Raw genomic sequence first — 23,553 nt, forward strand, 5'->3', positions numbered from 1 at the left:
TCCGGTGCGGAATGCATTGCTGCTCGGCAGTACCGGCGCGGTGGGCCGAAGTTGCCTTGCCGTGCTGGCACACCGCGACGACCTGGCTGTGGTGGTCGCCGGTCGCGACGAAACCCGCCTGCGCGAGGCGGCCTCAGCCGTGGTGGGGGACATCGAGACAACGCGACTCGACGTGACCGATCGGGCCGCACTCGACGCTGCCCTGACCCGTTGCGATGTCATCATCAACTGCGCCGGTCCGTCCCAACAGCTCAGCGCACAGGTCGCCGGGGCCGCCATCGAAGCGGGGGTGCCCTATATCGACCCGGGCGGCGACCAGGCACTGCTCGACCGGTATGCGACGGCGCCAGTCCCCGTCGTCCTGCAAACAGGTGTGCAGCCCGGCCTGTCCGGATTGCTGCTCCGGGTGCTTGCCGAGCAGCAGACCGACGACATCACCGTGTGGTGCGGCGGACTGCAGCGGTTGACGCCCGCGTCGGTGCTGGAATACCTCGCCAGCCTGCACGACACACACGGCTACCCGGGTGCCGCCTGGCGCGGCGGGACGGTGCGACGGATCAGCCGTGCTGAGTGCAAACCCGCTCCGGCGCAGTATTTTCCGGGATCGGTCAGCGTGCACCCATACCTGGACGCCGAAACCGTCGCGGTCGCAGCCCGGCTGGGCACCAGCAATGTCCAGTGGCTGAACGTGTTCGACAGTGAACGCACCACGCGTGCGATGCAGCTGTTGGCGGTGGACGACAAGAGGTCGCAAGACCTGAATGCGGTGCTCGAGGCGGCCAAATTGGACCTCTTCGGCCGCCGACCTTACTTCGCGATAGTCGCCGCCGCCGGCGCCGGTCCCGTTCCCAGAACCCTCGCTTTCACCTGCACGGACAGCTACCGCGTCACCGGAGCCGTGACCGCCTACGCGGCCCAGCATTATTCGGACGCGCGGACCGGCGCCCAGCCGTTCTGGAGCATCGAAACGCCGCGGCACGCATTGGACTTCGTCGTCGAGGCCGTGCCAGGCACCGCGGTATCTGTGGTCGACGACTCGACGATCGAGGAAGGTGCCCTGTGACCGCGAGCCGCCGGGAACGACCCACGGCCGTCGTGGTCGGAGCGACATTCGGCGCGGTCTACGCCGAAGGTTTGGCCGCGCCCGAATCGCCCGTGGAGTTGGTCGGACTGGTCTCCACCGGATCTGCGGCGTCGGCACACCTGGCGGATCGGCTCGGCATAGCGCTCTACCCGAACCTGGCCGCCCTGCCGGCTGTCGACATCGCCTTCGTGGTGGTGCGCTCTGCAGTGGTGGGGGGCGAAGGCGCCCAGATCTGCGAACAGTTGCTTGCGCGCGGCATACACGTGCTGCAGGAGCAACCCGTTCATGCCGACGAGGTCCTGAAGCTACTGCGGGTGGCCAAAGCGAACTCGAAACTCTACGCCGTCAACGACTTCTACAGCCGGGTTGCGCCGATGCGCCAATTCATCACGGCGGCAAGAGCTCTCGATAAGATTGCGCCGATACGCTACGTTCACGCCCGCTCGTCGATCCACGTGTCCTATCCGCTGTTCACCGTTCTCAGTGCCGTCGTCGGCCCGCTGACGCCGGCTCGCATCGTGGTGCCGCCCCGTACCGAGGGCCCGCCGAGTTCCTTTGTCGCCGGCCGGATGATCCTGGGCGATGTGACCGTCGACCTGTTGATCCAGAACGAACTGTGCCCTGACGACCCCGATAACTATGCGCGCCTGATGCATACCATCACGGCCGGATCCGAGGCCGGTGAGTTGGTTCTCGCCCATACCCACGGATCCACCTGGTGGCACCGGCGTCCTGACACCCGCGCTGCGACAACAGATGTGCCGATCTCCGAACGCGTCGGCATTGCATACGAACCCGGCACGGCACAGGTTCGCAACCAAATATGGCCCCAGGCAGTTCGGTTGGCGGCCACCGAGTTCATCGGCGCGATCGGCAGTAACCGCACGGTGGTCTCGCAACGGTTCGTGCGTGCGACTCGCTTGTGGTCGGAGTTCACCTCGGCCCTCGGGCCGGCCACTCCCGTGGGGCCGACACCACCGGTGGCAGTGTGCGCTTCGGATCTGGCGACCTGATGACCCGTCCCTGCGTCGACGTTCGACCGCTACCGCCGCACGCCACTCGAGGGGCGCTCAACCCTTCACGATCACAAGGCGCGCTCCCGCACGATCCGTGCCAGATCGATGCCGTAAATCCTTCGCACCACCGGAATCTGCGCCAGCACAGCGGCAAGCAGAATCGCCGATGCGACGACTAGCGGTGTCGCGGTATGCATCTCGAGGCGCACATGGTAGCCGTGGCTGGTATAGGTCGACAACAACAGCTCCGCGTCGAGGATCCCGCCGACAATCCCGAACGGGACCGCGGCTGCGGCAATACTGAAATTCTCGGTCGCGATCAGACGGGCGAGCATGCCGGCGCTCATACCTTCGGCGTGCAGTGCGCCGAGTTCGCCCAACCGTTCGGATATGTTGGCCGACATCGCGTTGTACAACATCGCGGCCGCCATCACGGCCGCGAGGACGAGCATGATGTTGACGAGCGTGTTGTAGAGGCTGAAGGCCTGCCGCATGGTGGATGCCAGCGCTGTCGTCGACCGGTACGCGACCACGCCCGGGACGGCGGCGATCCGGTCTCCTGCCGAGCGCGCGTCGGTGCCCGGCTTGAGTTTGATCCGCACGCCATTCGGCGGCAGCGAAGCCGCTTGTGCCCGAAGCTGGTTCAGTGAGATGTACACGACGGGCGAGAATGGTTCGTCGACGAATCCGGCCACCCGTTCGGTGAACCGGAGTTTCGACTGCGGCACTGCGATGTCGATGCGGTCACCCAGCGAGACCGACAGGGTGTCGCGCAGACCTACCCCGAGCAGGACTCCGTCGCCGGTCAGTCGGTCGGCTCCCGATTCGGCCGGAAACGCGTGCATCTGGGTCTGGGGTGACAGCCCGATCATCATTGTGTCGTACCGGTGGGCGGCAGCAGAAAGGGTGACGCCGTAGGAACTGAAGGCTTCGGCAGCGGCGACGTCAGGGTCCGCGCGGAGCCTGTCCGCAACGGCCTCGACCGGACCGGATACCACCGCGTCGCCATCCTGGCGCTCGATCTGCCCGAACTGGCGGTCGACCATGCTGGGGACCGTGTCGCGCATGCCGGCGAACACCATCACCAGGATCACCGAAACCGCCACTCCCACCGCGGTGAACGCCGTTCGCCGACGATTGCGCAGGATGGACCGCAGCATCATGCGCCACCGGGCCGGGGCGCGCTCGAGCACCGGCACCAGGCGTTCGACCAGGCTGCGACGACCCCGCACGCTCGGCGGGGCCATCCGCATGGCTTCTGCGGGTTGCATTCTGGCCGCGGCAGTCGCCGGCGCCACCGCAGCAACCAGTGCGACCGAGAATGCGGCGGCGGCGGCCAACAGGTATGTCAGTACATGCATCTGGGTCAGGTGCATCGGCAGCGCGATGGCCTCGGTGTACCTGGTGGTGATGAATTGCCCTAACAGGTAACCACCGAGCAACCCGGGCGGTGTCCCCACCGCGGCGCAGGCGAGACCGTAACCCAGGTAATGTCGGCGCACCGTGTTCGGCGAAAGCCCGTTGGCGATCAGGGTTCCGATAACGGCCCGCTGCGCCCACACGATCCGGGACAGGAGCACATACGTCCCCAGCACCACGGCGGCGAGAAACAGCCACGGCAGGATGCCGGCGAGGCTACCGAACTGCTTCACGTCGTCGCGCAGCGTCTGATACGACCCCTGCTGGTCGCGAGGAACGAACTGCAGCCCCGTATTCCGGGCGATGTCGCCGGTGGCGGCGATCAGAGCGCTCGCCTCGGAGCGATCGCGCGCGAACACGGCGATCTGCTCGCCGGCGCGCGGCAGCACACGGCGCAATTCGTCATCGGGCAGGAACACCACACCGAAGTCCTCGGGCGTGGTGAGGATCTCCTGCGCGGAGCGCGCCGGCCACAGGTACTCGGTGGACATCGCCGAGCCGGCGACCGAAAAGTGTTGCCAGCCTTGCGCTCCCAATATTTCTATGGTGTCGCCGCGGTCAAGGTGATAATGGTCGGCGAGGTGCTGCTCGAGCACCACCTGCCCCCGGCCCGGCAGGACCCCGGTTTGCATGTCGAGCAACGACACATCGGGCTGGCGGGCCTCCGGTATGCCGATAGCACGTCCGTAGATGGCGTGCCGGTTCAACCGCAATCCGACGTCGGCGTGATGGCGCGCCTCGACAAGTGGCCGGCCCGGTAACGTGGCGACGGCGTCTGTGAGCCCGACCGCACCGGGTCCGGACACGATCGCGTCCGGCAGCCGTTGGGTGGCGTAGGACCGGTCCAGGGAGTCGTCGAGATTTCGGTAGCCGTCGGTGGCGGCGACGAACACCGCAACGCCGATGCCGATGATTGCGGCGATAGCCGCGAAGCGCCACCGCTCCCGCCAGACATCCCGACGGACTTTGCGCCGCAGCGAGCGACTCACCAGTTCAAATCCGTTGCTGCTACTGGATTTTCGACTACTTCGGACTTGCTGATCGCGCCCGCATGTAACCAGAGGACGCGATCGGCCATCCGGGCGATCTCGGCGTTGTGGGTGACCACGACGAGGGTGTGCTGCTTATCTCGCGTCAGATCGCGCAATGTGGCCAAGACCTGTCGGCCGGTGACCAGGTCAAGGCTGCCGGTCGGTTCGTCGCACAAGAGCAGCGGCGGCTGCTTCACGATTGCCCGGGCGATCGCCACCCGTTGTTGCTGGCCGCCGGACAGTTGCGCGGGAAAGCGGTTCGCAACCGCACCGAGACCCACCTGGTCCAGAGCGGCACGACTTCGGCGCGCCGCGTCCGGGCCGGTCAGTTCGGCGAGTACTTCGACGTTCTCGAGTGCGGTCAAGGTGGGCACGAGGTTGAAGAATTGGAAGACGAACCCAACTTGGTCGCGGCGATACTGGGTGCGCAGCTTGCGATTCAGCAGTTCGACCTGGCGTCCGTACACCTCGATCGTCCCTTCGGACGGTTGATCGATTCCGCCGATGACGTTGAGCAGTGTGGTTTTCCCCGATCCGGACGGTCCGAGAAGTACGACGAATTCGCCGGCCCGGACTTCCAGGTTCACCGCGCGCAGGGCCACGACCTGGGTAGGGGGGGTGCCGTAGGTCCTGCCGACGCCGTTCAATCGCAATGCCGGCGATGCACCGGGTTGCGGTCCTTCGACGGTGTCGTCGCCGACATCGGACCGAGTCCTCATGCGTTCACTATTTCATTTCGATCGCAGCCCGCCCGGCGGCCCCGGGCTGGCCGGTCCCGCCCGCGGCCACCGGTCAAGCGGCCCAACCCAGGTCACCGAGTCGGCAGCATCGCGATCGAGCTCACGGGGAGTTGCGCTTCATCCTGCGGACTGGGTGGGGTCGCTGATGCCGAGACGCCGGTGTTCGCTGTGGTAGATGGCTTGGTCGAGCAGTTCCGCCACGTGATTGTCGTAGAGGCTGTAGACGATGCTGCGGCCGCTGCGGTTACCCACCACCAGTCCGAGATGACGGAGCAATCGCAGCTGATGCGATACGGCTGACTGTTCCATCCCGATCGCGTCGGCCAGGTCGGTGACCGGACGCGGTCCCTGACGCAGTTCGGTCAGGATCAGCAAGCGGGACGGTGTGGCCAGCGCCTGCAGCGTGGCAGCCACATGGGCTACCGCTTCGGCGTCGAGGCGCGTCGTGGGTCGCTCGCGGCCGCCGACACCATGTCCCATACCTGGGCAGTTTATCCCACCACTATATATATGAAGACATGTTCATATCGTCTGGTATCGTCGGCCTGGTTCCGGCTGCGGTCTTGGAGGTATCGGTGTCCATCTCGACATTCGCCGCTGCGCGACCCGAGCGGACACCGGTCCTGCCGGTGCGGCGCACGCCGCTGCTGGCGCTATCGGAGATGCGCTGGGCGGCACTGTCATTGGTGTTCTTCGTCGCCGGTCTGACGGCGCAGCTGCTCGGCGGACCAGGTGAGGTGTGGTGGGCCATGTATCTGGCCTGCTGTGTGGCCGGCGGCTGGCAGCCAGGGTTGGCCGGGTTGCAGGCGCTGCACCGCCGCACCCTGGATGTCGACCTGCTCATGGTGGTGGCTGCCATGGGCGCCGCCGCTATCGGTCAGATCACCGACGCCTCCCTGCTGATCGTCATCTTCGCCACATCGGGTGCGCTGGAGGCTCTGGCCACCGCTCGCACCGAGGATTCGGTGCGCGGACTGCTCGAGCTGGCACCCGATACCGCCACCCGTGTCCGCGCCGACGGCGGCGAAGAGGTAGTGACAGCCGCGGACCTGGACGTCGGCGACGTCATCGTGGTTCGTCCGGGCGAACGCGTCGCCGCGGACGCCGTCGTGATTGGCGGGAGCAGCGACGTGGATCAAGCGACCATCACCGGTGAGCCGTTGCCGGTGGCCAAGAGCGCGGGCGACAAGGTGTTCGCCGGCACCCTCAATGGCACTGGGGCGCTGCGCATCCGGGTCGATCGCCGCTCGGCGGACTCCATCGTCGCGCGTATCGCGGCCTTGGTTGCGCAAGCGAGTGGAACCAAGGCTCGCACGCAGTTGTTCATCGAGAAGGTCGAGCAGCGGTACTCGTTCGCCATGGTGGTGCTGACCTTGGCCGTGTTCGCGATACCGATGCTGGCCGGCGAATCGGTGCAGCGAGCGTTGCTCCGCGCCATGACATTCATGATCGTCGCGTCACCGTGCGCGATCGTGCTGGCGACCATGCCGCCCCTGCTGGCCGCCATCGCCAACGCCGGCCGCCACGGGGTGCTCGCGAAATCCGCGGTCGTGATGGAACAGCTCGGCACCACTTCCCGGGTCGCCTTCGACAAGACCGGCACGCTGACCCGCGGGATTCCCGAACTCAACGAAATACGCTGCCTCGAACCGAGATTCAGCGCCGATGAACTGCTGCGGCTGGCAGCAGGAGCCGAGTACCCCAGTGAGCACCCGCTGGCCGCGGCCGTCGTGACCGCAGCCCGCGAGCGTGGCCTGGACCTGCCCGCGGCCGAAGCTTTCGCCGCCTGCCCGGGACGGGGTGTCACGGCCGTCATCGAGGGGCGTTCGATCGGTGTCGCCTCGCCGGCGTCGCTGTCCCGAGCCACCGGCACCCGCGAGACGTCAGCGCTGGCCGCCGCCGTGGAGGCGCTGCACCGCAGCGGCTACACCGCCATCGCGGTGACATGCCAGCAGCGTCCGGTCGGCGTCTTCGGCCTCGCCGACCAGCTCCGCCCCGAAGCGGCCGCCGCAGTCGATGCTGTGCGGCAATTGACCGGCAGTGCACCGATATTGCTGACCGGCGATAATCCCGCTCCCGCCAACCAGCTCGCCGCCCGGGTCGGCATCACCGACGTCCGCGCGGCGCTATTGCCCGAGGACAAGGTCACCGCGGTCCAGCAACTTCAAGCCGACGGTCACAGCGTCGCGGTGGTCGGGGACGGCATCAATGACGCCCCAGCGCTGGCCGCCGCCGACGTCGGTATCGCCATGGGCGGCGCGGGATCCGACCTCACCCTGCAGACTGCCGATGCCGTGATCGTCCGCGATGACCTCACCACCGTCCCGGCCGTCATCGCGCTGGCCCGGCAAGCGCGCCGTGTCGTAATCGCCAATCTCACGATTGCCGCTGCCTTCATCACCGCGCTGGTGATCTGGGACCTGGCCGGAGCGCTGCCATTGCCGCTCGGCGTCGCCGGACACGAGGGCTCCACCGTGATCGTCGGACTGAACGGGCTGCGGTTGCTCCGCCCGGCCGCCTGGCAGCGCGCCGCCCGAACCGCGTGAAGACAATCCGCCTCAACGCCGGCGACCGTACCGGTCGGCCAGTTTCTCCTCGACGGTCATCGGCATGTCAGCCGCCGGCGCCACCGGCTCCACCGACGGCTGCAGCGCCTTCTCCCGTCGCCGCGCCCGGACCTCGGCGTAGACGAAATATCCCAGCGCGGCGGGAGCCACGACGCCGAACAGAATCCATTGGATGCCGTAGGACAGGAACGGCCCGGCATCCAGGTGCGGCACCCCGATCACGCCGAGGCCTCCGGGCTGGTCCTCGACCAACTGCAGATACGACCCGGCCAGCGGCACGCCGGTCAGCGCCGCGACCTGACCGGTGTTGATCGAATACACCTGTTGATAGCCGTCTCTGGTGAGCGGTTCCTTGCCGGACACCAGCGCCTCGGAATCGCGCAGGCGTGCAGTGAGGGTCACGGTGTGCTCCGGTGGACGCGGGATCGGCGGCACGTGCGACCCGGTCTCGGGCCGTACGTAGCCACGGTCGACCAGCACCGTCGGCCCGCCGTCGACGACGAACGGCGCCAGCACCTCGAACGCCTGGTCGCCCTCGACGACCCGCAGTCTGGCCAGCACCCGCACGTCCGGCAGGTAATGTCCGGTCGCGGTCACCTGGCGCCACTGCGCCTCGGGCGCAGACGAATCCTGTTGCGGCAACAATGTTTTGAGCGCGACCGGGGGTGTGCTCAGGGAATCGGTGATCTGCTGGTTCTCCCGCGACGTCCTGGTGTTCTTGCCCAGCTGCCACGGCGCCAGCACGGTGAAACACAGGTAGGTGAACGCGATGCACACCAGCCACAGCGCCACCCAGCCCGGCCGCAGCAGGAACGTAAGACTCGGGACTCTGCGGGCCATCAACCGGTCCCGTTCTGCGCGAGCCTCTCGTCGACCCAGTCGTGCAGGCCCGGCAGGGCGGCCTCGATGACGACGAAGGCCTCCTCGAAGTCGCCGTGGTCGCCGTAGTAGGGGTCCTCCACGTCGAGGGCGTGCGCTCCTGAGCGGGGGTCGAACGAGCGCAGCATCCGCAGCCGCTGGTGCTCGACGCCGAGTTCGCGCAGCATCCGTTCGTGGTTGCGGCCCAGAGCCACTACCAGGTCTGCTGCCAGATGCTCGTCGTTCAGTTGGGCCGCGCGGTGCTCGGTGGGGTAGCCGTGGTCGCGCAGCACCTGTCTGGCCCGCCGGTCGGCGCCCTCGCCGACGTGCCAGCTGCCGGTGCCGGCGCTGGTCACCCGCACCACGTCGTCCAGGCCGCGTTGCTGAATCTGGTGGGCGAACATCTTCTCGGCCATCGGCGAGCGGCAGATGTTGCCGCTGCACACGAACGTCACATGCAGCTTCTCCGAATCAGACACCCAGGATCCTCCGCAATTCGTCGACGGTCGCGACGTGCGTCACGCGGTCCGGCGGCTCTCGGTCGGCGAAGTCGGCCTGGCCGTATCCCCAACCGACCACCACCGTGTCGATGCCGTGCGCGGTCGCACCGTCGACGTCGTGGCTGCGGTCGCCGACCATCAGTACCCGCTCGGGCAGCGGCTGCAGCTGTGCGAGCGCGTGGGCCAGCACCTCGGTCTTGGACTTGCGCGAACCGTCCGGGCAGGCGCCGGCGATCACCTCGAAGTGCTGGACCAGCCCGAAATGATCCAGGATGCGCACCGCCGTCGGCTCCAGCTTGGAGGTGGCCACCGCCAGCCGCACCCCGGCGGCCTGCAGATCGGCCAGCAGCGGCGCAATCCCGTCGAACAGGCTGTTCATCGCCCATCCGCGAGTCCCGTACTCGGCCCGGAACGCGGTGAAAGCCTCGTCGGCACGCCCATCGAGCCCCAGCGCGCGGAACGTCTCGTCCATCGGGGGGCCGACGATCCGGGCGGCCAGGTCACCGTCCGGAAACGGCGCGCCGACCAGGGTGAGCGCGTTCCGGAAGCACGCCACGATACCGACGGCGGAATCGGTGAGAGTGCCGTCGAGATCGAAAATCACCAGCTGCGGCGTCACGTCCGGGATGGAACCTGTCACGGCCCCCATTGTGGTCGATGCCCATGTCGGGCCGCGCTGGGATGCGCCGGATGTCTGACACCCACGATCGCGCACTAATGTTCCAGTGATGGCAGTTGCGGACCAGAGCGCGTCAACTCGCCTTGCGCTGGCGCGCCATCACGGCGATCAGGACGTCATGCCCGGCATGCTCGATTTCGCCGTCAACGTCCGGCACAGCCAGCCGCCGCCGTGGCTGCTGCAACAACTCGGCGGGCGCTTGACCGACCTGGCCCACTACCCGGGCGCCGCTGACCTGCAGGCCGCCCGACACGCCGTCGCCGCGCGTCACGGCCGGGACATCGACGACGTGTTGCCGCTGGCCGGCGCCGCTGAGGGATTCGCGCTGCTGAGCAACCTGCGCCCGCGCCGGGCGGCGCTGATCGCGCCGTCGTTCACCGAGCCGGAGGCGGCGCTGACCGCGGCCGGCGTCCCGGTGCACCACGTCGTGCTGCGGCCGCCGTTCACCCTGGACACCGCGCAGGTTCCTGAGGACGCCGACCTGGTGGTGGTCGGGAACCCGACCAACCCGACCTCGGTGCTGCACACTCGCGAGCACCTGCTGGCGCTGCGCCGGCCCGGGCGGATCCTGGTGATCGACGAAGCATTCGCGGATGCGATTCCCGGGGAACCGGAGTCGCTGGCCGGCGACGCGCTGCCCGACGTGCTGGTGGTGCGCAGTCTGACCAAGACCTGGGCGCTGGCCGGGCTTCGGGTGGGTTACGCACTGGGGGCACCGGACGTGCTGGCCCGGTTGACCGTCACCCGCCCGCACTGGTCGGTGGGCACGCTGCAGCTGGCCGCGATCGCGGCGTGCTGCGCGCCGCAGGCCGTGGCCGAGGCGGCGGCCGATGCCGCGTGGTTGGCGGCGGTCCGCACGGCGATGGTGGCCGGTCTGGAGTCGGCGGGATTCGCGGTGGTCGACGGGTCGGCGCCATTTCTGCTGTGCCGCAGCCCTGATGCGGAGCGAATACGAAATTATCTGCGCAACAACGGAATTGCGGTTCGCCGGGGTGATACCTTCGTCGGCCTGGACGCGACTTATCTGCGGGTCGCGGTGCGTGCCGAGTGGCCCGTATTGGTGGCACGGCTGATCGAGATGTCCGCCTGCGCGCCCAGCGGGGGGCACCGGTGAGCGCGCGGCTGGTCGATGTCATCGACGTGCTGGAGGAGGCTTACCCGGCTCGGCTGGCCGAGTCGTGGGACTCCGTCGGGCTGGTGTGCGGCGACCCCGCCGACGTGCTCGAGTCGGTGACGATCGCGATCGACGCGACGGCCGCCGTCGTCGACGAGGTGCCCGACGCGGGATTGCTGCTGGCTCACCATCCACTGCTGCTGCGCGGGGTCGACACGGTCGCGGCCAACACACCCAAGGGTGCGTTGATTCACCGGCTGATCCGCTCGGGCCGCTCGCTGTTCACCGCGCACACCAACGCCGACTCCGCGGCACCGGGGGTGTCCGACGCGCTCGCGGATGCACTGGGCCTGACGGTGGAGGCGGTGCTGGACCGCTCGCCGGTCCCGTGCGACATGGACAAATGGGTCATCTACGTGCCGAAAGAGGACGCGGACGCGGTGCGCAACGCGATCTTCGCGGCCGGGGCCGGGCACATCGGCGACTATTCGCACTGCAGCTGGAGTGTCACCGGTATCGGCCAGTTCCTGCCCCACGAGGGGGCCACGCCGGCGATCGGCGACATCGGCACCATCGAACAGGTGGCTGAGGACCGGATCGAGGCCATCGCACCGGCGGCCATTCGCGGCGGCGTCCTGGCGGCGATGCGCGCCGCCCACCCCTACGAGGAGCCGGCGTTCGACATCCTTGCCCTGGCGCCACCACCGGCCGATACCGGGTTGGGTCGCATCGGGGTGCTGCCGCAGCCTGAACCGTTGCGCGACTTCGTGTCCCGCGTCGGTGCGGCGCTGCCGCAGACCTCCTGGGGCGTGCGGGCCTCCGGTGATCCCGAGCTGCCGGTGTCGCGGGTCGCGGTCTGCGGGGGAGCGGGGGATTCGCTGCTCGGTGCGGTGGCCGGTGCGGGTGTGCAGGCCTACGTCACCGCCGACCTGCGCCACCATCCCGCCGACGAGCACCACCGGAAATCGCAGGTCGCCCTGATCGACGTCGCGCACTGGGCCAGTGAATTCCCCTGGTGTGCGCAGGCGGCCGCGGTGCTGCGGGCGCGATTCGGGTCGTCCTTGCCGGTGCGGGTATCAACCCTGCGCACCGATCCGTGGAACCTGGCATCGGGTGGGGACCGGTGCTGAGACCGAGAGCTGGAGATCACGCATGAAAGCCGAAGTAGCACAACAGCGTTCGCTACTCGAACTGGCCACCTTGGATGCCGAGCTGTCCCGGCTGGCGCATCGCGCCGACCACCTGCCACAACGACAGGACTACGAGCGGGTACACGGCGAACACGCCGCCGCCAGTGACCGGTTGGCCGCGGTGCGGATCGCCATCGAGGACTTGGACGCCCAGGTGGCGCGTTTCGAGTCCGAGATCGACGGGGTGCGCAAACGCGAAGACCGCGACCGCTCGCTGCTTTCCTCAGGGGCCACCGACGCCAAGCAACAGGCTGACCTGCAGCACGAGCTGGAGACCTTGCAGCGTCGCCAGGCCAGCCTGGAAGATTCGCTGCTCGAAGTGATGGAACGACGCGAAGAGTTGCAGGCGCAGCACGACATCGAGTCCGGTGCCATCGAGGCCTTGCAGAGTGACCTGGCCGCCGCCCAGCAGGCCCTGGACGCCGCCCTCGCCGAACTCGAGCAGACCCGCGGCGAACACCGCGCCCGCCGCGAGGAGCTGGCCGCGGGGCTGGACGCCGAGCTATCGGCGCTCTACGAACGCCAGCGGGCCGGGGGAGGCCCGGGGGCCGGGCCGCTGCAAGGACACCGGTGCGGAGCCTGCCGGATCGAGATCGGCCGAGGCGAACTCGCCCGCATCACCGCGGCCGCCGAGGACGAGGTACTGCGGTGCCCGGAATGCGGCGCTATTTTGTTGCGAGTCAAAGGTTTTCAGCAGTGAAGGTGGTCATCGAAGCCGACGGCGGATCGCGCGGCAACCCCGGACCCGCCGGGTACGGCGCGGTGGTGTGGTCCGCCGATCACCAGACCGTGCTGGCCGAGTCCAAGCACGCCATCGGCCGCGCGACCAACAACGTCGCCGAATACCGTGGCCTGATCGCCGGCCTGGACGACGCCGTGAAGATGGGCGCCACCGAGGTATCGGTCCTGATGGACTCCAAGCTGGTGGTCGAGCAGATGGCGGGCCGGTGGAAGGTCAAGCACCCGGACCTGGTGGAACTGCACGCCCAGGCGCAGTCACTGGCGGCGCAGTTCCGTCGGATCAGCTACTCGTGGATTCCGCGGGAACAGAACGCCTACGCCGACCGGCTGGCCAACGATGCGATGGACGCCGCAGCCCAGACGGATCGCCGGGTCGACAAGGTCGTCGTGCCGGTCACCGAATCCGCCCGCAAGGGCGTCAGCGAAGCCTCCACCCTGTCCACCGTCGGGCCGGGGTGGACCGGCGCCCGCGGCATCCCCACCCGACTGCTGCTGCTGCGGCACGGGCAGACCGAACTGTCGGTGCAACGCCGCTACTCCGGGCGGGGTAATCCGCCACTGAACGAAGTCGGTTGGCGGCAGGCAGGTTTGGCGGCCCGGTACCTCAATCAGCGGCGCGGGATCGCCGCCGTCGTCTCCTCGCCGCTGCAGCGCGCCTACGACACCGCGACCACGGCGGCCCGGGCGCTGGGCCTGGACGTGACCGTCGACCAGGACCTGATCGAAACCGACTTCGGGGCGTGGGAAGGGCTGACGTTCGCCGAGGCCGCCGCCCGCGATCCCGACTTGCACCGACGGTGGCTCTACGACACCGGCACGGTCCCGCCCGGTGGGGAGAGCTTCGACGACGTGCTGCGCCGCGTTCGTCGTGCGCGGGACCGGATCATCGCCGCCCACGAAGGCGAGAACGTGCTGGTGGTCTCGCACGTCACGCCGATCAAGTTGCTGCTGCGCATGGCGCTGGACGCCGGGTCGGGCCTGCTGTACCGGATGCACCTCGATCTGGCGTCGCTGAGCATCGCCGAGTTCTACCCGGACGGCGCCTCCTCAGTGCGCCTGGTCAACCAGACCGCATACCTGTAGCCGCTGGCCTCTGGCCGTGGCTGAGCTCAGCGAGTACCGTGTTCGTCGCGGACGAGTTGGCTGGGCGACCGCGGCACGGGCTCGGGCAGCGCTGTGTCGAGGAAAGTCCGGACTTCACAGAGCAGGGTGATTGCTAACGGCAATCCGAGGTGACTCGCGGGAAAGTGCCACAGAGAACAGACCGCCACCCTTGCGGTGGTAAGGGTGAAACGGTGCGGTAAGAGCGCACCAGCATCCCGGGTGACCGGGGTGGCTAGGCAAACCCCACCCGAAGCAAGGCCAAGAAGGTCGCACCGACCGTGCGGCTGCGCAGACGTTCGAGGGCTGCTCGCCCGAGTCTGCGGGTAGGCCGCTCGAGGCACCCGGCAACGGTGTGTCCAGATGGATGGTCGCCGCTCTGCCGCCGTTGGTCACCGCCACGGCGGTGGGGAACAGAATCCGGCTTACAGGCCAACTCGTCCGCTCCGCGCCGGCCCACCTGACCCGTCCGACATGATGGTGACCATGACAGCGAGCGTCACCAGAACCTCCGTCGTGAAACGGTCCGCAGGTCAGTCCATCGCCGTCGCGGTGACGCTCGGTCTACTGGCGGCACTGGTGATGTGGACCCCCGGTGCCGGACGCGCATCCGGCGCCGATGCCGCGCCGGCCGGGGACATCCTGTCGATCGGCGACCCGGCGGCGCCGGGCCAGATCGAGTTGTATCTGGATCCGCTGTGCCCCTACAGCGGGAAGATGGTGCGCGAGCAGGGCACCGAGATCGGTCGCCGCATCGAGACCGGTCGCCTCCACATCGAGCTGCGACTCGTCAACTTCCTCGAAAAGTATTCGGCCAGCGGCACTTACGACAGCCGTGCCAGCTACGCGGCCTTCATCGTCGCCGATCACTCGCACTCGAGCGACGTCACCTGGCGATTCATCGAGCAGATCTTCTCCGCCGATCAGCAACCGAAGGAAGAAGGTCCGACGGATCTGAGCAACGAGCAACTCGCCGGTCTGGCCGACCATGCCGGGGCGCCGCCGTCAGCGCAGGAATTGATCAAGCTCGGCCTGCCCATCCCGTACGACGCGCGCGTCATCGCCGCGCACAATCTCGCGTTGCTGCGCGCCCTGCCCGATCCCGGTGTGCCCAAGGTCGTCATCGGCGGTGAATCCGTCGACGGCAACTCTGATTGGCTGAACCGTCTCCCGGCGTTGAACTGACTTAGTCTGACTAGACTAAGTCAGTTAGCCTGGTCGTCATGGCGACCGTAAATATTCACGAGGCCAAGACCCATCTGTCGCAGCTGCTGGCCCGCGTCGAAAACGGCGAGAAGATCACGATCGCGCGGGCCGGCAAACCGGTGGCCGATCTGGTGCCGCACTTGCGCACCGACATCGCCTTCGGCGGGCTCGCCGGCCAATTCGGTTACGACACCGAACGCTTCGATGACACCGATAGCGACGTCAACGCATTGTTCGGCATCGAATGAACGGGGTGTTGCTGGACACCCACGTCCTGATCTGGCTCCTGGAAGACAACCCGCGGCTGGGGACAACGGCGCGCGCTCACATCACGGCGAGCCCCGCCGTATTCGTCTCGGCCGCCAGCACCTGGGAGCTTGCCATCAAGGCGGCAATCGGCAAGCTCACGCTGCCGGACGACCTCGACCAGTCAATAAGCCGATCCGGACTGCAGGACCTTTCGATCACCCGTCACCACACCCTCGCGTTCGAGCTCACCTCGCTACCGCACAAGGATCCATTCGACGCGATCCTCGTCGCCCAGGCGGCCGTGGAGCGGCTCGCCCTGCTCACTGCGGACGCGAAGCTCCTGGCGGCAGTTCCTGATGCCCTCGACGCCAGGCTCTGAACGTCCGCGCGCTTCGACTCAGCGCCGGGCGCGCCGCACCGCCTTGTCCAGGTCGCGCAGCGCCGAGTCCAGCTGTGCGGTGCTGGTTTCCGCGATCTCGGTCTCACGTTGGTAGAGCAGACCGTAGGTGAAGGTGTCTTCACCCGCGGCGTGCGCCGCGTCGGCCTGGGTGAGCAGGTGTTCCCGGCTGACCGCGCTGTCCTGATGGTCGCCGAGCAGACTCTGAATGACCTTGGCCTGCTGAGCGACCTGATCGTCGCCGGTGGCCGCCGCCGTGTACCGCAATCTCTTGGCGCGCTTGCGGATCACGTGCAGGGCTTCATCGGCGTCCACAATCTCGTCCGCGGCGGCTTCGTCGCTGTCAGCCGCCTGTCTGGCGGCCTCGGCTTTCTGCACGGCCTTGCGCACCCGTTTGTAGGCGGCATCGATGGTCACCGGCGCCGGTTCCGCACCGGCGGCGGGCACCGGGCGCTCAGCCACCACTTCGTCCAGCGCGTCGAGCAGGCGGAAGTACCGCTTGGATCGCATCGCGACCAGCGAGCGCCGCAGCCCGACCTGGTAACGCCGTTGCGCGCCCTCGACCAGCCGGTCCCACACCGGCCCGCGCACCAGCGCAGGATCAAGTGCGTTCAGTTCCCGCTCGTAGCGTTCGCCGAGCACCTCGGCGTCGCGGGCCAGGCCCAGCACCCCGGCGAGTTCGCGCAGTTCGTCGAGAATCCAAGCGCCGTCGGCCAATCCGAAGGAATCCTGCGAGTCCTTGAGCAGGCTGCGGATCTTGCGGGTGATCACCCGCAGCTGGTGCACGGAGTCGTAGACGTCGGCGCGCACCGCGCGATCCCAGGCGACCAGCTCCTCGACATGCTTGGCCACCGCCCGATGGACCGGGTCCGTTGCGGTCGGGGCGTCAGCCGGCTTCGCTTCGCGATCGAGCACCCGGGCCAGCTTGGAACCGTGTCCGGCCGGCGCCGCCCCGGCATCCAGCAGCCGATTGCTGAGCCGGTCCAGCAGCTCCTGGTTCGCTCCCTGCCCATCGTCGGTGCCGGCAAGCTCGAGCTCCCACTCGTGCCACTGCTGCTCCTCGGAGTCGGCGGCCGACCATGCGGTCACGTGGTCATCGCAGAACTCTGCCAGCGCCGCACCCTGCCCGTCGTACAGCACCTGACGCTCGCGCCGCGTGGTGATGCGGGCCACCGGTTTGACCGGCCGGTCCCGCACGATGGCCAGCACCACATCCAGCAACTCGGCCGGAACGGTGTCGCTGTCGGACGCCTCCAGCGAGGCGTGGATCTCGGTACGGGAGTCCGGTCCGGCGGGCAACTTCAGATGCCAACCGGCATCGGACCCACCGGTGCGGCGGCGCAGGGTGATCCGGTTGCGGGCCAGGTCCTGTCCGGCGGTGTCGTAGTAGACCGCATCGAGTTCCTGCACCGGCGGCTTCTCGACGCGGGCCACTGCCGCGATGCCTTCGAAGGACGGCGACACGGTCGAGTCGATCACGTCGAACTTGCGCTCGACTTCCAGATGTCGCGCCGACTTCGACGCTTTAGCAGGCATTTGATCTCCAGGGAGAGGACCGGGAGCCGTCCGCTGTTCGTGCGGGGCCAGGGACGGCATCCATAGATTGCCACATCAGGGTTAACGAGCCGACTAGCGTGGGTGCCATGACTGAGCAGTCGTGGAACGTCGTGATCGGTGAAGCGGACGAGCAGAGCACGGGAGTGCCGCCCGTGCCGACCACCGTGTACCAGGGCGACGAGTCCGGTGCCCGAGCCGCCTACGACGAGTTCAGCGCCAAAGCGGACGCGTCCGGATACCGCTACGTCATGTTGCGCGACATCGGCGAAGTGATCGAGCTCTGGGGTACCCCACCGGCCGTCGGCTGAGCGAACCGCTAGAAGCAGTGCTCTTCGGCCGGAAACGTTCCGCTGGCCACTTCTTGCGCGTATTGCGTTGCAGCACGGCGCAATTCACCGCCTACGTCGGCGAACCGTTTGACGAAGCGAGCGGCTTTGCCGCCACTCATCCCGGCCATGTCCTGCCACACCAGCACCTGACCGTCGCAGTTCGGCCCGGCACCGATGCCCACGGTCGGAATGGTCAGCTTGCCGGTGATCTGGGTGGCCAACTCCGCGGGAACCATCTCCATCACCACGGCGAACGCACCCGCTTCGGCAACGGCGATCGCGTCGGCGACGGTCTGTTCGGCGGCGTCACCGCGGCCCTGAACCTTGAACCCGCCCAATGTGTTGACGCTCTGCGGGGTGAACCCGATGTGCGCCATCACCGGGATGCCCGCGGCGGTCAGACAGGCAATCTGCTCGGCGACCCGCTCACCACCCTCGAGCTTGACGGCGTGGGCGCCGCCTTCCTTCATGAACCGGGTGGCCGAGGCCAGCGCAGCCGCCGGTCCGCCCTCGTAGCTGCCGAACGGCAGATCGGCGACGACCAGCGCGTGCGGGGCACCCCGCACCACCCCGCGAACCAGCGGGATCAACTCGTCGATCGAGATCGGCACCGTGGTGTCGTAGCCGTAGACGACGTTGGCGGCGGAATCACCGACCAGCAGCACCGGGATGCCGGCCTCTTCGAAGACCCGTGCCGTCGAGTAGTCGTATGCCGTCAGCATCCCCCACTTGTGGCCTTCGGCCTTCCATTTCTGCAGGTGGTGGGTGCGGATCTTGGGTCGCGGCGCCGAAACTGCAGCAGAATTCGAACCGTAGACGTTCTCAGACATCGTTGTCCTAATGTGGTGGTCGGGTCGATCCTCGTGGCCCTGCACAGGGTCCCCGGGTTCGTCTGACCCCCACAGTCTGCCATCTGGGCGATCCCGACGCATCGTGGTGTTCGCCACGGACCTGCCCGTTGAAGAAGGCAACGGCCGCCCGCGCGGGACTGGTCTCAGTGGGGTAGTGGCCGGGGTGCGAACCCAGCCCGCCCCGAAAATCGGCCGCTGACCAGGTCCGTGCAGGTCCTCTGGCACCATGGTGAGCCATGTGCCTGACTCGCCGCGCCGAGATCGCGCGCCAGCTGCTGGTCTGGGCCGTCCTGGCCACCGTGGTGTCGACCGTGGCGGGCTGCGTTCACGTGGTGGCCGGGCGCGCCCGCATGGCGGAGCCGCGGCTGGGCGCGCCGGTGGTGTGGACACCGTGCCGCAGCTCCAATCCCGCCGCGAAGATCCCCGGCAACGCGATGTGCGGCAAGCTCGCCGTGCCTGTCGACTATGACCATCCCGACGGTGACGTGGCTGCGCTCGGGTTGATCCGTTTTCCGGCGAGCGGGGACAAGATCGGCTCGCTGGTGATCAACCCTGGCGGTCCGGGTGAGTCCGGCATCGAGGCCGCGCTCGGCATCTTCTCGACGCTGCCCAAGCGGGTGCATGAACGATTCGATCTGGTGGGCTTCGATCCGCGCGGGGTGGCGGGCTCGCGGCCCGCGATCTGGTGCAATTCCGACGCCGACAACGACCGGCTGCGAGCCGAGCCGCAGGTCGACTACAGCCAGGCCGGCGTGGACCGCATGGAAAACGAGACCAAGCAGTTCGTGCAGCGTTGCGTGGACAAGATGGGCAAGAACTTCCTGGCGAACGTCGGGACCGTCAACGTCGCCAGAGATCTGGACGCCATCCGCAAGGCGCTTGGTGACGCCAAGCTGACCTACCTCGGCTACTCGTACGGCACCCGAATCGGTGCGGCCTACGCCGAGGCCTTCCCGCAGAACGTGCGGGCGCTGATCCTGGACGGCGCCGTGGATCCCAACGCGGACCCGATCGAGGCAGATCTGCGCCAGGCCAAAGGATTTCAAGACGCGTTCAACGATTACGCGGCCGACTGTGCCAAGGATTCGGGCTGCCCGCTGGGCGACGACCCGGCCAAGGCCGTGCAGGTCTACCACGACCTGGTGGACCCGCTGGTCGACCCCGACAACCTCACCGTGGGCCGGCCCGCGAAGACCAAAGACCCGCGGGGCCTGAGCTACAGCGACGCCATCGTGGGCACCATCATGGCGCTGTACTCGCCGAACCTGTGGCGGCACCTGACCGACGGTCTCAAGGAACTCGCCGACGAACACCGCGGCGACACCATGCTCGCGCTGGCCGACATGTACATGCGCCGCGACTCACACGGCCACTACAACAACTCCACCGACGCGCGGGTGGCCATCAACTGCGTTGACCAGCCCCCGATCACCGACCGCGCCAAAGTCGTCGACGAAGACCGCCGCGCGCGCGAGGTCGCACCGTTCATGAGTTACGGCTCGTTCACCGGCTTTGCGCCACTGGGCACCTGCGCGTTCTGGCCGGTACCGCCGACCAGCCGCCCGCACGCCGTCAGCGCTCCCGGCCTACCGCCGACGATCGTCGTGTCGACCACGCACGATCCGGCCACGCCGTACAAGGCCGGCGTCGACCTGGCCGCCCAACTGAAAGGGTCGTTGCTCACGTTCAACGGAACCCAGCACACCGTGGTGTTCCAAGGGGACGGCTGCATCGACGACCACATCACCGACTACCTGATCAACGGCACCACGCCGCCGGCCGGGGCCAGCTGCTGACGCGCTTGCGCCGTCGACTGTGAACCTCGCGACGCCGCGACGGAGTGTCGCGTCGTGAGACGCACGCTCGGCGACGCACCGCGCGCTGCGCAATAGCGACCAAGGCGTAACCATTTCGCGTCCTGCTGCGGTATTCGACAATGAGACGATTTCGGCCATGTTGCGCCTGAGAACGGTGAGCTCGGCGCTGTTGTCGTGTGGTCTGGTGTTCTGCGGGCAGCCGTTGCCGGTCGCCGGGGCCACGCCCGAACCCGATACCGGGCAGACCCAGATGCCGGCAGCACCCGCCGCGGCACCACAACAGAGCTGGGGACCCTGCCGCGAATTCATCAGCGACACCACCAACATCCCCACCGCGCAGTGCGCCACCGTCGCCGTTCCCGTCGATTACGACAAACCCACGGGGCAACAGGCAAAGTTGGCGGTGATCCGGGTTCCCGCCACCGGTCAGCGGATCGGCTCGCTGTTGGTCAACCCGGGTGGCCCCGGCGCGTCGGCGGTGGACATGGTCGCCGGCATGGCACCCCAGCTCAAGGACACCGACATCACCCGGCACTTCGACCTGGTCGGGTTCGACCCGCGCGGCGTCGGCCACTCCACCCCCGAGTTGCGTTGCCGCAGCGACGCGGAATTCGACGCCTACCGGCGTGACCCGATGGTGGACTACAGCCCGGCCGGGGTCGCGCACATCGAGCAGGTCTACCGGGAACTGGCCCAGCATTGCGTCGACCGGATGGGCCAGGCGTTCCTGGCCAACATCGGCACCGCGTCAGCCGCCCGCGATATGGACCTGGTGCGGCAGGCGATGGGCGACGAACAGATCAACTACCTCGGCTACAGCTACGGCACCGAGCTCGGGACCGCCTACATCGAGCGGTTCGCCCCGCACGTGCGGGCGATGGTGCTCGACGGCGCCATCGACCCGACCATCGGGCCCATCGAGCAGACCATCAACCAGATGGCGGGCTTCCAGACCGCGTTCAACGACTACGCCGCCGACTGCGCAAAGTCCACCGCGTGCCCGCTGGGCACCGACCCGGCCCAGTGGGTCACCCGCTACCACGCGCTGGTGGACCCGTTGGTCACCACCCCGGGCAAGACCTCCGACCCGCGCGGGCTGGGCTACGCCGACGCCACCACCGGCACCATCAACGCGCTGTACACCCCGCAGCACTGGAAGTACCTGACCAGCGGCCTGCTCGGGTTGCAGCGCGGCACCGATGCCGGGGACCTGCTGTTGCTGGCCGACGACTACAACGGCCGGGACAAGCAGGGCCACTACGACAACGGCCAGGACGCGTTCAACGCGATCCGATGTGTCGACGCGCCGACCCCCACCGATCCGGCGTCCTGGGTGACCGCCGACCGGCGCCTGCGCGAAGTGGCGCCGTTCCTCAGCTACGGACAGTTCACCGGATCCGCCCCGAGAGACATCTGCGCGCTGTGGCCCGAGCCGGCGACCTCGACACCGCACGCCGCGGCACCGGCCCCGCCCGGCAAAGTCGTCGTCGTGTCCACCACCCACGATCCGGCCACCCCGTACCAGGCCGGGGTCGACCTGGCCCGTCAGCTCGGCGGGCCGCTGATCACCTTCGACGGCACCCAGCACACCGTCGTCTTCGACGGCAACAACTGCGTGGACGCCGCCGTGGCGCGATACCTGCTCGATCTGACGCTGCCGCTGCCCAATTTGCGGTGTCAGGCGTGAGTGCCGCAACGCGCCTGGCGTGGCGTGCGTAACACGGAATTAACAGAGCGTGCCTAGTGTGCGGGATATGGATCGACAGAAGGAATTCGTCCTGCGCACGCTGGAAGAGCGCGACATCCGCTTCGTCCGGCTCTGGTTCACCGACGTGCTCGGGTACCTCAAGTCGGTCGCGATCGCCCCAGCCGAACTAGAGGGCGCTTTCGAAGAGGGCATCGGCTTCGACGGGTCCTCGATCGAAGGCTTCGCGCGGGTCTCGGAATCCGACACCGTCGCGCACCCCGACCCGTCGACCTTCCAGGTACTGCCCTGGGCCACCAAAGCCGGCCACCACCACTCCGCGCGGATGTTCTGCGACATCACCATGCCGGACGGCTCGCCGTCCTGGGCAGACCCGCGCCATGTGCTGCGCCGCCAGCTGCAGAAGGCCAACGATCTCGGCTTCTCCTGCTACGTGCACCCCGAAATCGAATTCTTCCTCCTCAAGCCCGGTCCCGAGGACGGCACCGAGCCGGTGCCCATCGACAACGCCGGCTACTTCGACCAGGCCGTCCACGAATCCGCGTCGAAGTTCCGCCGCCACGCCATCGACGCCCTGGAGTTCATGGGCATCTCGGTGGAGTTCAGCCACCACGAAGGCGCCCCCGGCCAGCAGGAGATCGACCTGCGTTTCGCCGACGCGCTGTCGATGGCCGACAACGTGATGACCTTCCGCTACATCATGAAAGAAGTCGCGCTGGACGAAGGTGTCCGCGCGACCTTCATGCCCAAGCCCTTCGGCCAGCACGCCGGCTCGGCCATGCACACCCACATGAGCCTGTTCGAGGGCGACGTCAACGCCTTCCACAGCGACGACGACCCGCTGCAGCTCTCCGAGGTCGGCAAGTCCTTCATCGCCGGGATCCTCGAGCACGCCTCGGAGATCAGCGCCGTCACCAACCAGTGGGTGAACTCCTACAAGCGTCTGGTGCACGGCGGCGAGGCACCCACCGCGGCCTCCTGGGGGGCCGCCAACCGCTCCGCCCTGGTGCGGGTACCTATGTACACGCCGCACAAAACGTCGTCGCGACGCGTGGAGGTGCGCAGTCCCGACTCGGCGTGCAATCCCTACCTGGCGTTCGCAGTGCTGCTGGCCGCCGGACTGCGCGGCGTGGAGAAGGGTTACGTGCTCGGACCGCAGGCCGAGGACAACGTCTGGGACCTCACCCCGGAGGAACGCCGCACCATGGGGTACCGGGAGCTGCCGACCAGCCTGGACAACGCGCTGCGCGCCATGGAGTCCTCCGAGCTGGTAGCGGAGGCGTTGGGAGAGCACGTTTTTGACTTCTTCCTACGCAACAAGCGCACCGAGTGGGCGAACTACCGCAGCCACGTCACGCCGTTCGAGCTGCGTTCCTATCTGTCGCTGTAGCTGATCCCCGAC

The 23,553-nt window shown here is 67.9% G+C and carries 22 protein-coding genes and 1 other RNA gene; 15 read left to right on the top strand and 8 right to left on the bottom strand.

The window, feature by feature from the left end; translation table 11 throughout:
- Positions 1-4: 4 nt before the first annotated feature.
- The gene (locus AC5Y3Z_RS08940) at positions 5-1,063 is read left to right on the top strand and encodes a saccharopine dehydrogenase NADP-binding domain-containing protein (protein ID WP_463824533.1); all 1,059 of its coding nucleotides are present in this window, start codon (positions 5-7) and stop codon (positions 1,061-1,063) included.
- A complete protein-coding gene (locus tag AC5Y3Z_RS08945) occupies positions 1,060-2,097 on the top strand; it encodes a Gfo/Idh/MocA family oxidoreductase (RefSeq protein ID WP_463824532.1) in 1,038 nt (345 codons plus the stop codon). The genes AC5Y3Z_RS08940 and AC5Y3Z_RS08945 overlap by 4 nt, the downstream gene beginning before the upstream one ends.
- A gap of 71 nt (positions 2,098-2,168) precedes the next feature.
- Here AC5Y3Z_RS08945 and AC5Y3Z_RS08950 read toward each other — a convergent pair whose 3' ends face one another.
- The 3 genes from AC5Y3Z_RS08950 to AC5Y3Z_RS08960 form a co-directional block, all read right to left on the bottom strand.
- Positions 2,169-4,508: an FtsX-like permease family protein gene (locus AC5Y3Z_RS08950; protein ID WP_463824531.1), complete on the bottom strand. Its 2,340-nt coding sequence runs from the start codon at positions 4,506-4,508 to the stop codon at positions 2,169-2,171.
- Positions 4,505-5,269 (bottom strand): ABC transporter ATP-binding protein, encoded by a 765-nt coding sequence (locus AC5Y3Z_RS08955; protein WP_463824530.1) that lies wholly within the window; start codon positions 5,267-5,269, stop codon positions 4,505-4,507. Before AC5Y3Z_RS08955 ends, AC5Y3Z_RS08950 begins: the two co-directional genes overlap by 4 nt.
- 138 nt (positions 5,270-5,407) lie before the next feature.
- Positions 5,408-5,770, bottom strand: a complete 363-nt coding sequence (locus AC5Y3Z_RS08960; RefSeq protein ID WP_463824529.1) for an ArsR/SmtB family transcription factor — start codon at positions 5,768-5,770, stop codon at positions 5,408-5,410.
- 95 nt (positions 5,771-5,865) lie between these two features.
- Between AC5Y3Z_RS08960 and AC5Y3Z_RS08965 the strand changes: the two genes are divergently transcribed.
- Entirely contained in the window at positions 5,866-7,836 is a 1,971-nt protein-coding gene (locus AC5Y3Z_RS08965) for a heavy metal translocating P-type ATPase (protein WP_463824919.1), read from the top strand.
- 12 nt (positions 7,837-7,848) lie between these two features.
- On the opposite strand, the gene AC5Y3Z_RS08970 is transcribed toward AC5Y3Z_RS08965, so the two are convergent.
- The 3 genes from AC5Y3Z_RS08970 to AC5Y3Z_RS08980 are packed head-to-tail and all read right to left on the bottom strand — an operon-like array spanning position 7,849 to position 9,864.
- Positions 7,849-8,697, bottom strand: a complete 849-nt coding sequence (locus AC5Y3Z_RS08970; protein WP_463824528.1) for an SURF1 family cytochrome oxidase biogenesis protein — start codon at positions 8,695-8,697, stop codon at positions 7,849-7,851.
- Positions 8,697-9,194 carry a low molecular weight protein-tyrosine-phosphatase gene (locus tag AC5Y3Z_RS08975; protein WP_463824527.1) on the bottom strand — a complete coding sequence of 166 codons (498 nt, stop codon included), beginning with the start codon at positions 9,192-9,194 and terminating at the stop codon, positions 8,697-8,699. Before AC5Y3Z_RS08975 ends, AC5Y3Z_RS08970 begins: the two co-directional genes overlap by 1 nt.
- Positions 9,187-9,864 carry an HAD-IA family hydrolase gene (locus AC5Y3Z_RS08980; RefSeq protein WP_463824526.1) on the bottom strand — a complete coding sequence of 226 codons (678 nt, stop codon included), beginning with the start codon at positions 9,862-9,864 and terminating at the stop codon, positions 9,187-9,189. The genes AC5Y3Z_RS08975 and AC5Y3Z_RS08980 overlap by 8 nt, the downstream gene beginning before the upstream one ends.
- 79 nt (positions 9,865-9,943) lie before the next feature.
- On the opposite strand from AC5Y3Z_RS08980, the gene cobC reads away from it, so the two are divergent.
- The 8 genes from cobC to AC5Y3Z_RS09020 all read left to right on the top strand — a co-directional run bounded on the left by cobC (position 9,944) and on the right by AC5Y3Z_RS09020 (position 15,874).
- Entirely contained in the window at positions 9,944-11,008 is a 1,065-nt protein-coding gene (gene cobC / locus AC5Y3Z_RS08985; RefSeq protein WP_463824525.1) for an Rv2231c family histidinol phosphate aminotransferase CobC, read from the top strand.
- Entirely contained in the window at positions 11,005-12,138 is a 1,134-nt protein-coding gene (locus AC5Y3Z_RS08990; protein ID WP_463824524.1) for a Nif3-like dinuclear metal center hexameric protein, read from the top strand. The genes cobC and AC5Y3Z_RS08990 overlap by 4 nt, the downstream gene beginning before the upstream one ends.
- 22 nt (positions 12,139-12,160) lie before the next feature.
- A complete protein-coding gene (locus tag AC5Y3Z_RS08995; RefSeq protein WP_463824523.1) occupies positions 12,161-12,898 on the top strand; it encodes a zinc ribbon domain-containing protein in 738 nt (245 codons plus the stop codon).
- Positions 12,895-14,022, top strand: coding sequence for a bifunctional RNase H/acid phosphatase (locus tag AC5Y3Z_RS09000; protein ID WP_463824522.1), 1,128 nt, complete (start codon positions 12,895-12,897; stop codon positions 14,020-14,022). Before AC5Y3Z_RS08995 ends, AC5Y3Z_RS09000 begins: the two co-directional genes overlap by 4 nt.
- A 52-nt stretch (positions 14,023-14,074) precedes the next feature.
- Positions 14,075-14,484, top strand: an RNA gene (rnpB, locus tag AC5Y3Z_RS09005) — RNase P RNA component class A.
- A 138-nt stretch (positions 14,485-14,622) separates the two neighbouring features.
- On the top strand, positions 14,623-15,225 hold the full coding sequence (locus AC5Y3Z_RS09010; protein WP_463824918.1) for a DsbA family protein: 603 nt from the start codon (positions 14,623-14,625) through the stop codon (positions 15,223-15,225).
- A 38-nt stretch (positions 15,226-15,263) separates the two neighbouring features.
- The gene (locus AC5Y3Z_RS09015; protein WP_463824521.1) at positions 15,264-15,494 is read left to right on the top strand and encodes a type II toxin-antitoxin system Phd/YefM family antitoxin; all 231 of its coding nucleotides are present in this window, start codon (positions 15,264-15,266) and stop codon (positions 15,492-15,494) included.
- The gene (locus AC5Y3Z_RS09020) at positions 15,491-15,874 is read left to right on the top strand and encodes a type II toxin-antitoxin system VapC family toxin (RefSeq protein WP_463824520.1); all 384 of its coding nucleotides are present in this window, start codon (positions 15,491-15,493) and stop codon (positions 15,872-15,874) included. Before AC5Y3Z_RS09015 ends, AC5Y3Z_RS09020 begins: the two co-directional genes overlap by 4 nt.
- An 18-nt stretch (positions 15,875-15,892) precedes the next feature.
- Here the strand turns inward: AC5Y3Z_RS09020 and AC5Y3Z_RS09025 are convergent, their stop codons facing one another.
- Positions 15,893-17,428 (bottom strand): CYTH and CHAD domain-containing protein, encoded by a 1,536-nt coding sequence (locus AC5Y3Z_RS09025; RefSeq protein WP_463824519.1) that lies wholly within the window; start codon positions 17,426-17,428, stop codon positions 15,893-15,895.
- A gap of 107 nt (positions 17,429-17,535) precedes the next feature.
- Here AC5Y3Z_RS09025 and AC5Y3Z_RS09030 point away from each other — a divergent pair, with 107 nt between their 5' ends.
- Positions 17,536-17,757 carry a hypothetical protein gene (locus tag AC5Y3Z_RS09030; protein ID WP_463824518.1) on the top strand — a complete coding sequence of 74 codons (222 nt, stop codon included), beginning with the start codon at positions 17,536-17,538 and terminating at the stop codon, positions 17,755-17,757.
- 8 nt (positions 17,758-17,765) lie between these two features.
- On the opposite strand, the gene panB is transcribed toward AC5Y3Z_RS09030, so the two are convergent.
- Entirely contained in the window at positions 17,766-18,608 is an 843-nt protein-coding gene (panB, locus tag AC5Y3Z_RS09035) for a 3-methyl-2-oxobutanoate hydroxymethyltransferase (protein ID WP_463824517.1), read from the bottom strand.
- 257 nt (positions 18,609-18,865) lie between these two features.
- Between panB and AC5Y3Z_RS09040 the strand changes: the two genes are divergently transcribed.
- The 3 genes from AC5Y3Z_RS09040 to glnA all read left to right on the top strand — a co-directional run bounded on the left by AC5Y3Z_RS09040 (position 18,866) and on the right by glnA (position 23,541).
- Positions 18,866-20,425: an alpha/beta hydrolase gene (locus AC5Y3Z_RS09040; protein ID WP_463824516.1), complete on the top strand. Its 1,560-nt coding sequence runs from the start codon at positions 18,866-18,868 to the stop codon at positions 20,423-20,425.
- A gap of 148 nt (positions 20,426-20,573) precedes the next feature.
- Positions 20,574-22,133: an alpha/beta hydrolase gene (locus tag AC5Y3Z_RS09045; RefSeq protein WP_463824917.1), complete on the top strand. Its 1,560-nt coding sequence runs from the start codon at positions 20,574-20,576 to the stop codon at positions 22,131-22,133.
- Between the two features lie 67 nt (positions 22,134-22,200).
- A complete protein-coding gene (gene glnA, locus AC5Y3Z_RS09050; protein WP_463824515.1) occupies positions 22,201-23,541 on the top strand; it encodes a type I glutamate--ammonia ligase in 1,341 nt (446 codons plus the stop codon).
- The last annotated feature ends 12 nt before the right edge of the window (positions 23,542-23,553 follow it).

Source organism: Mycobacterium sp. NGS61 (assembly GCF_059812325.1).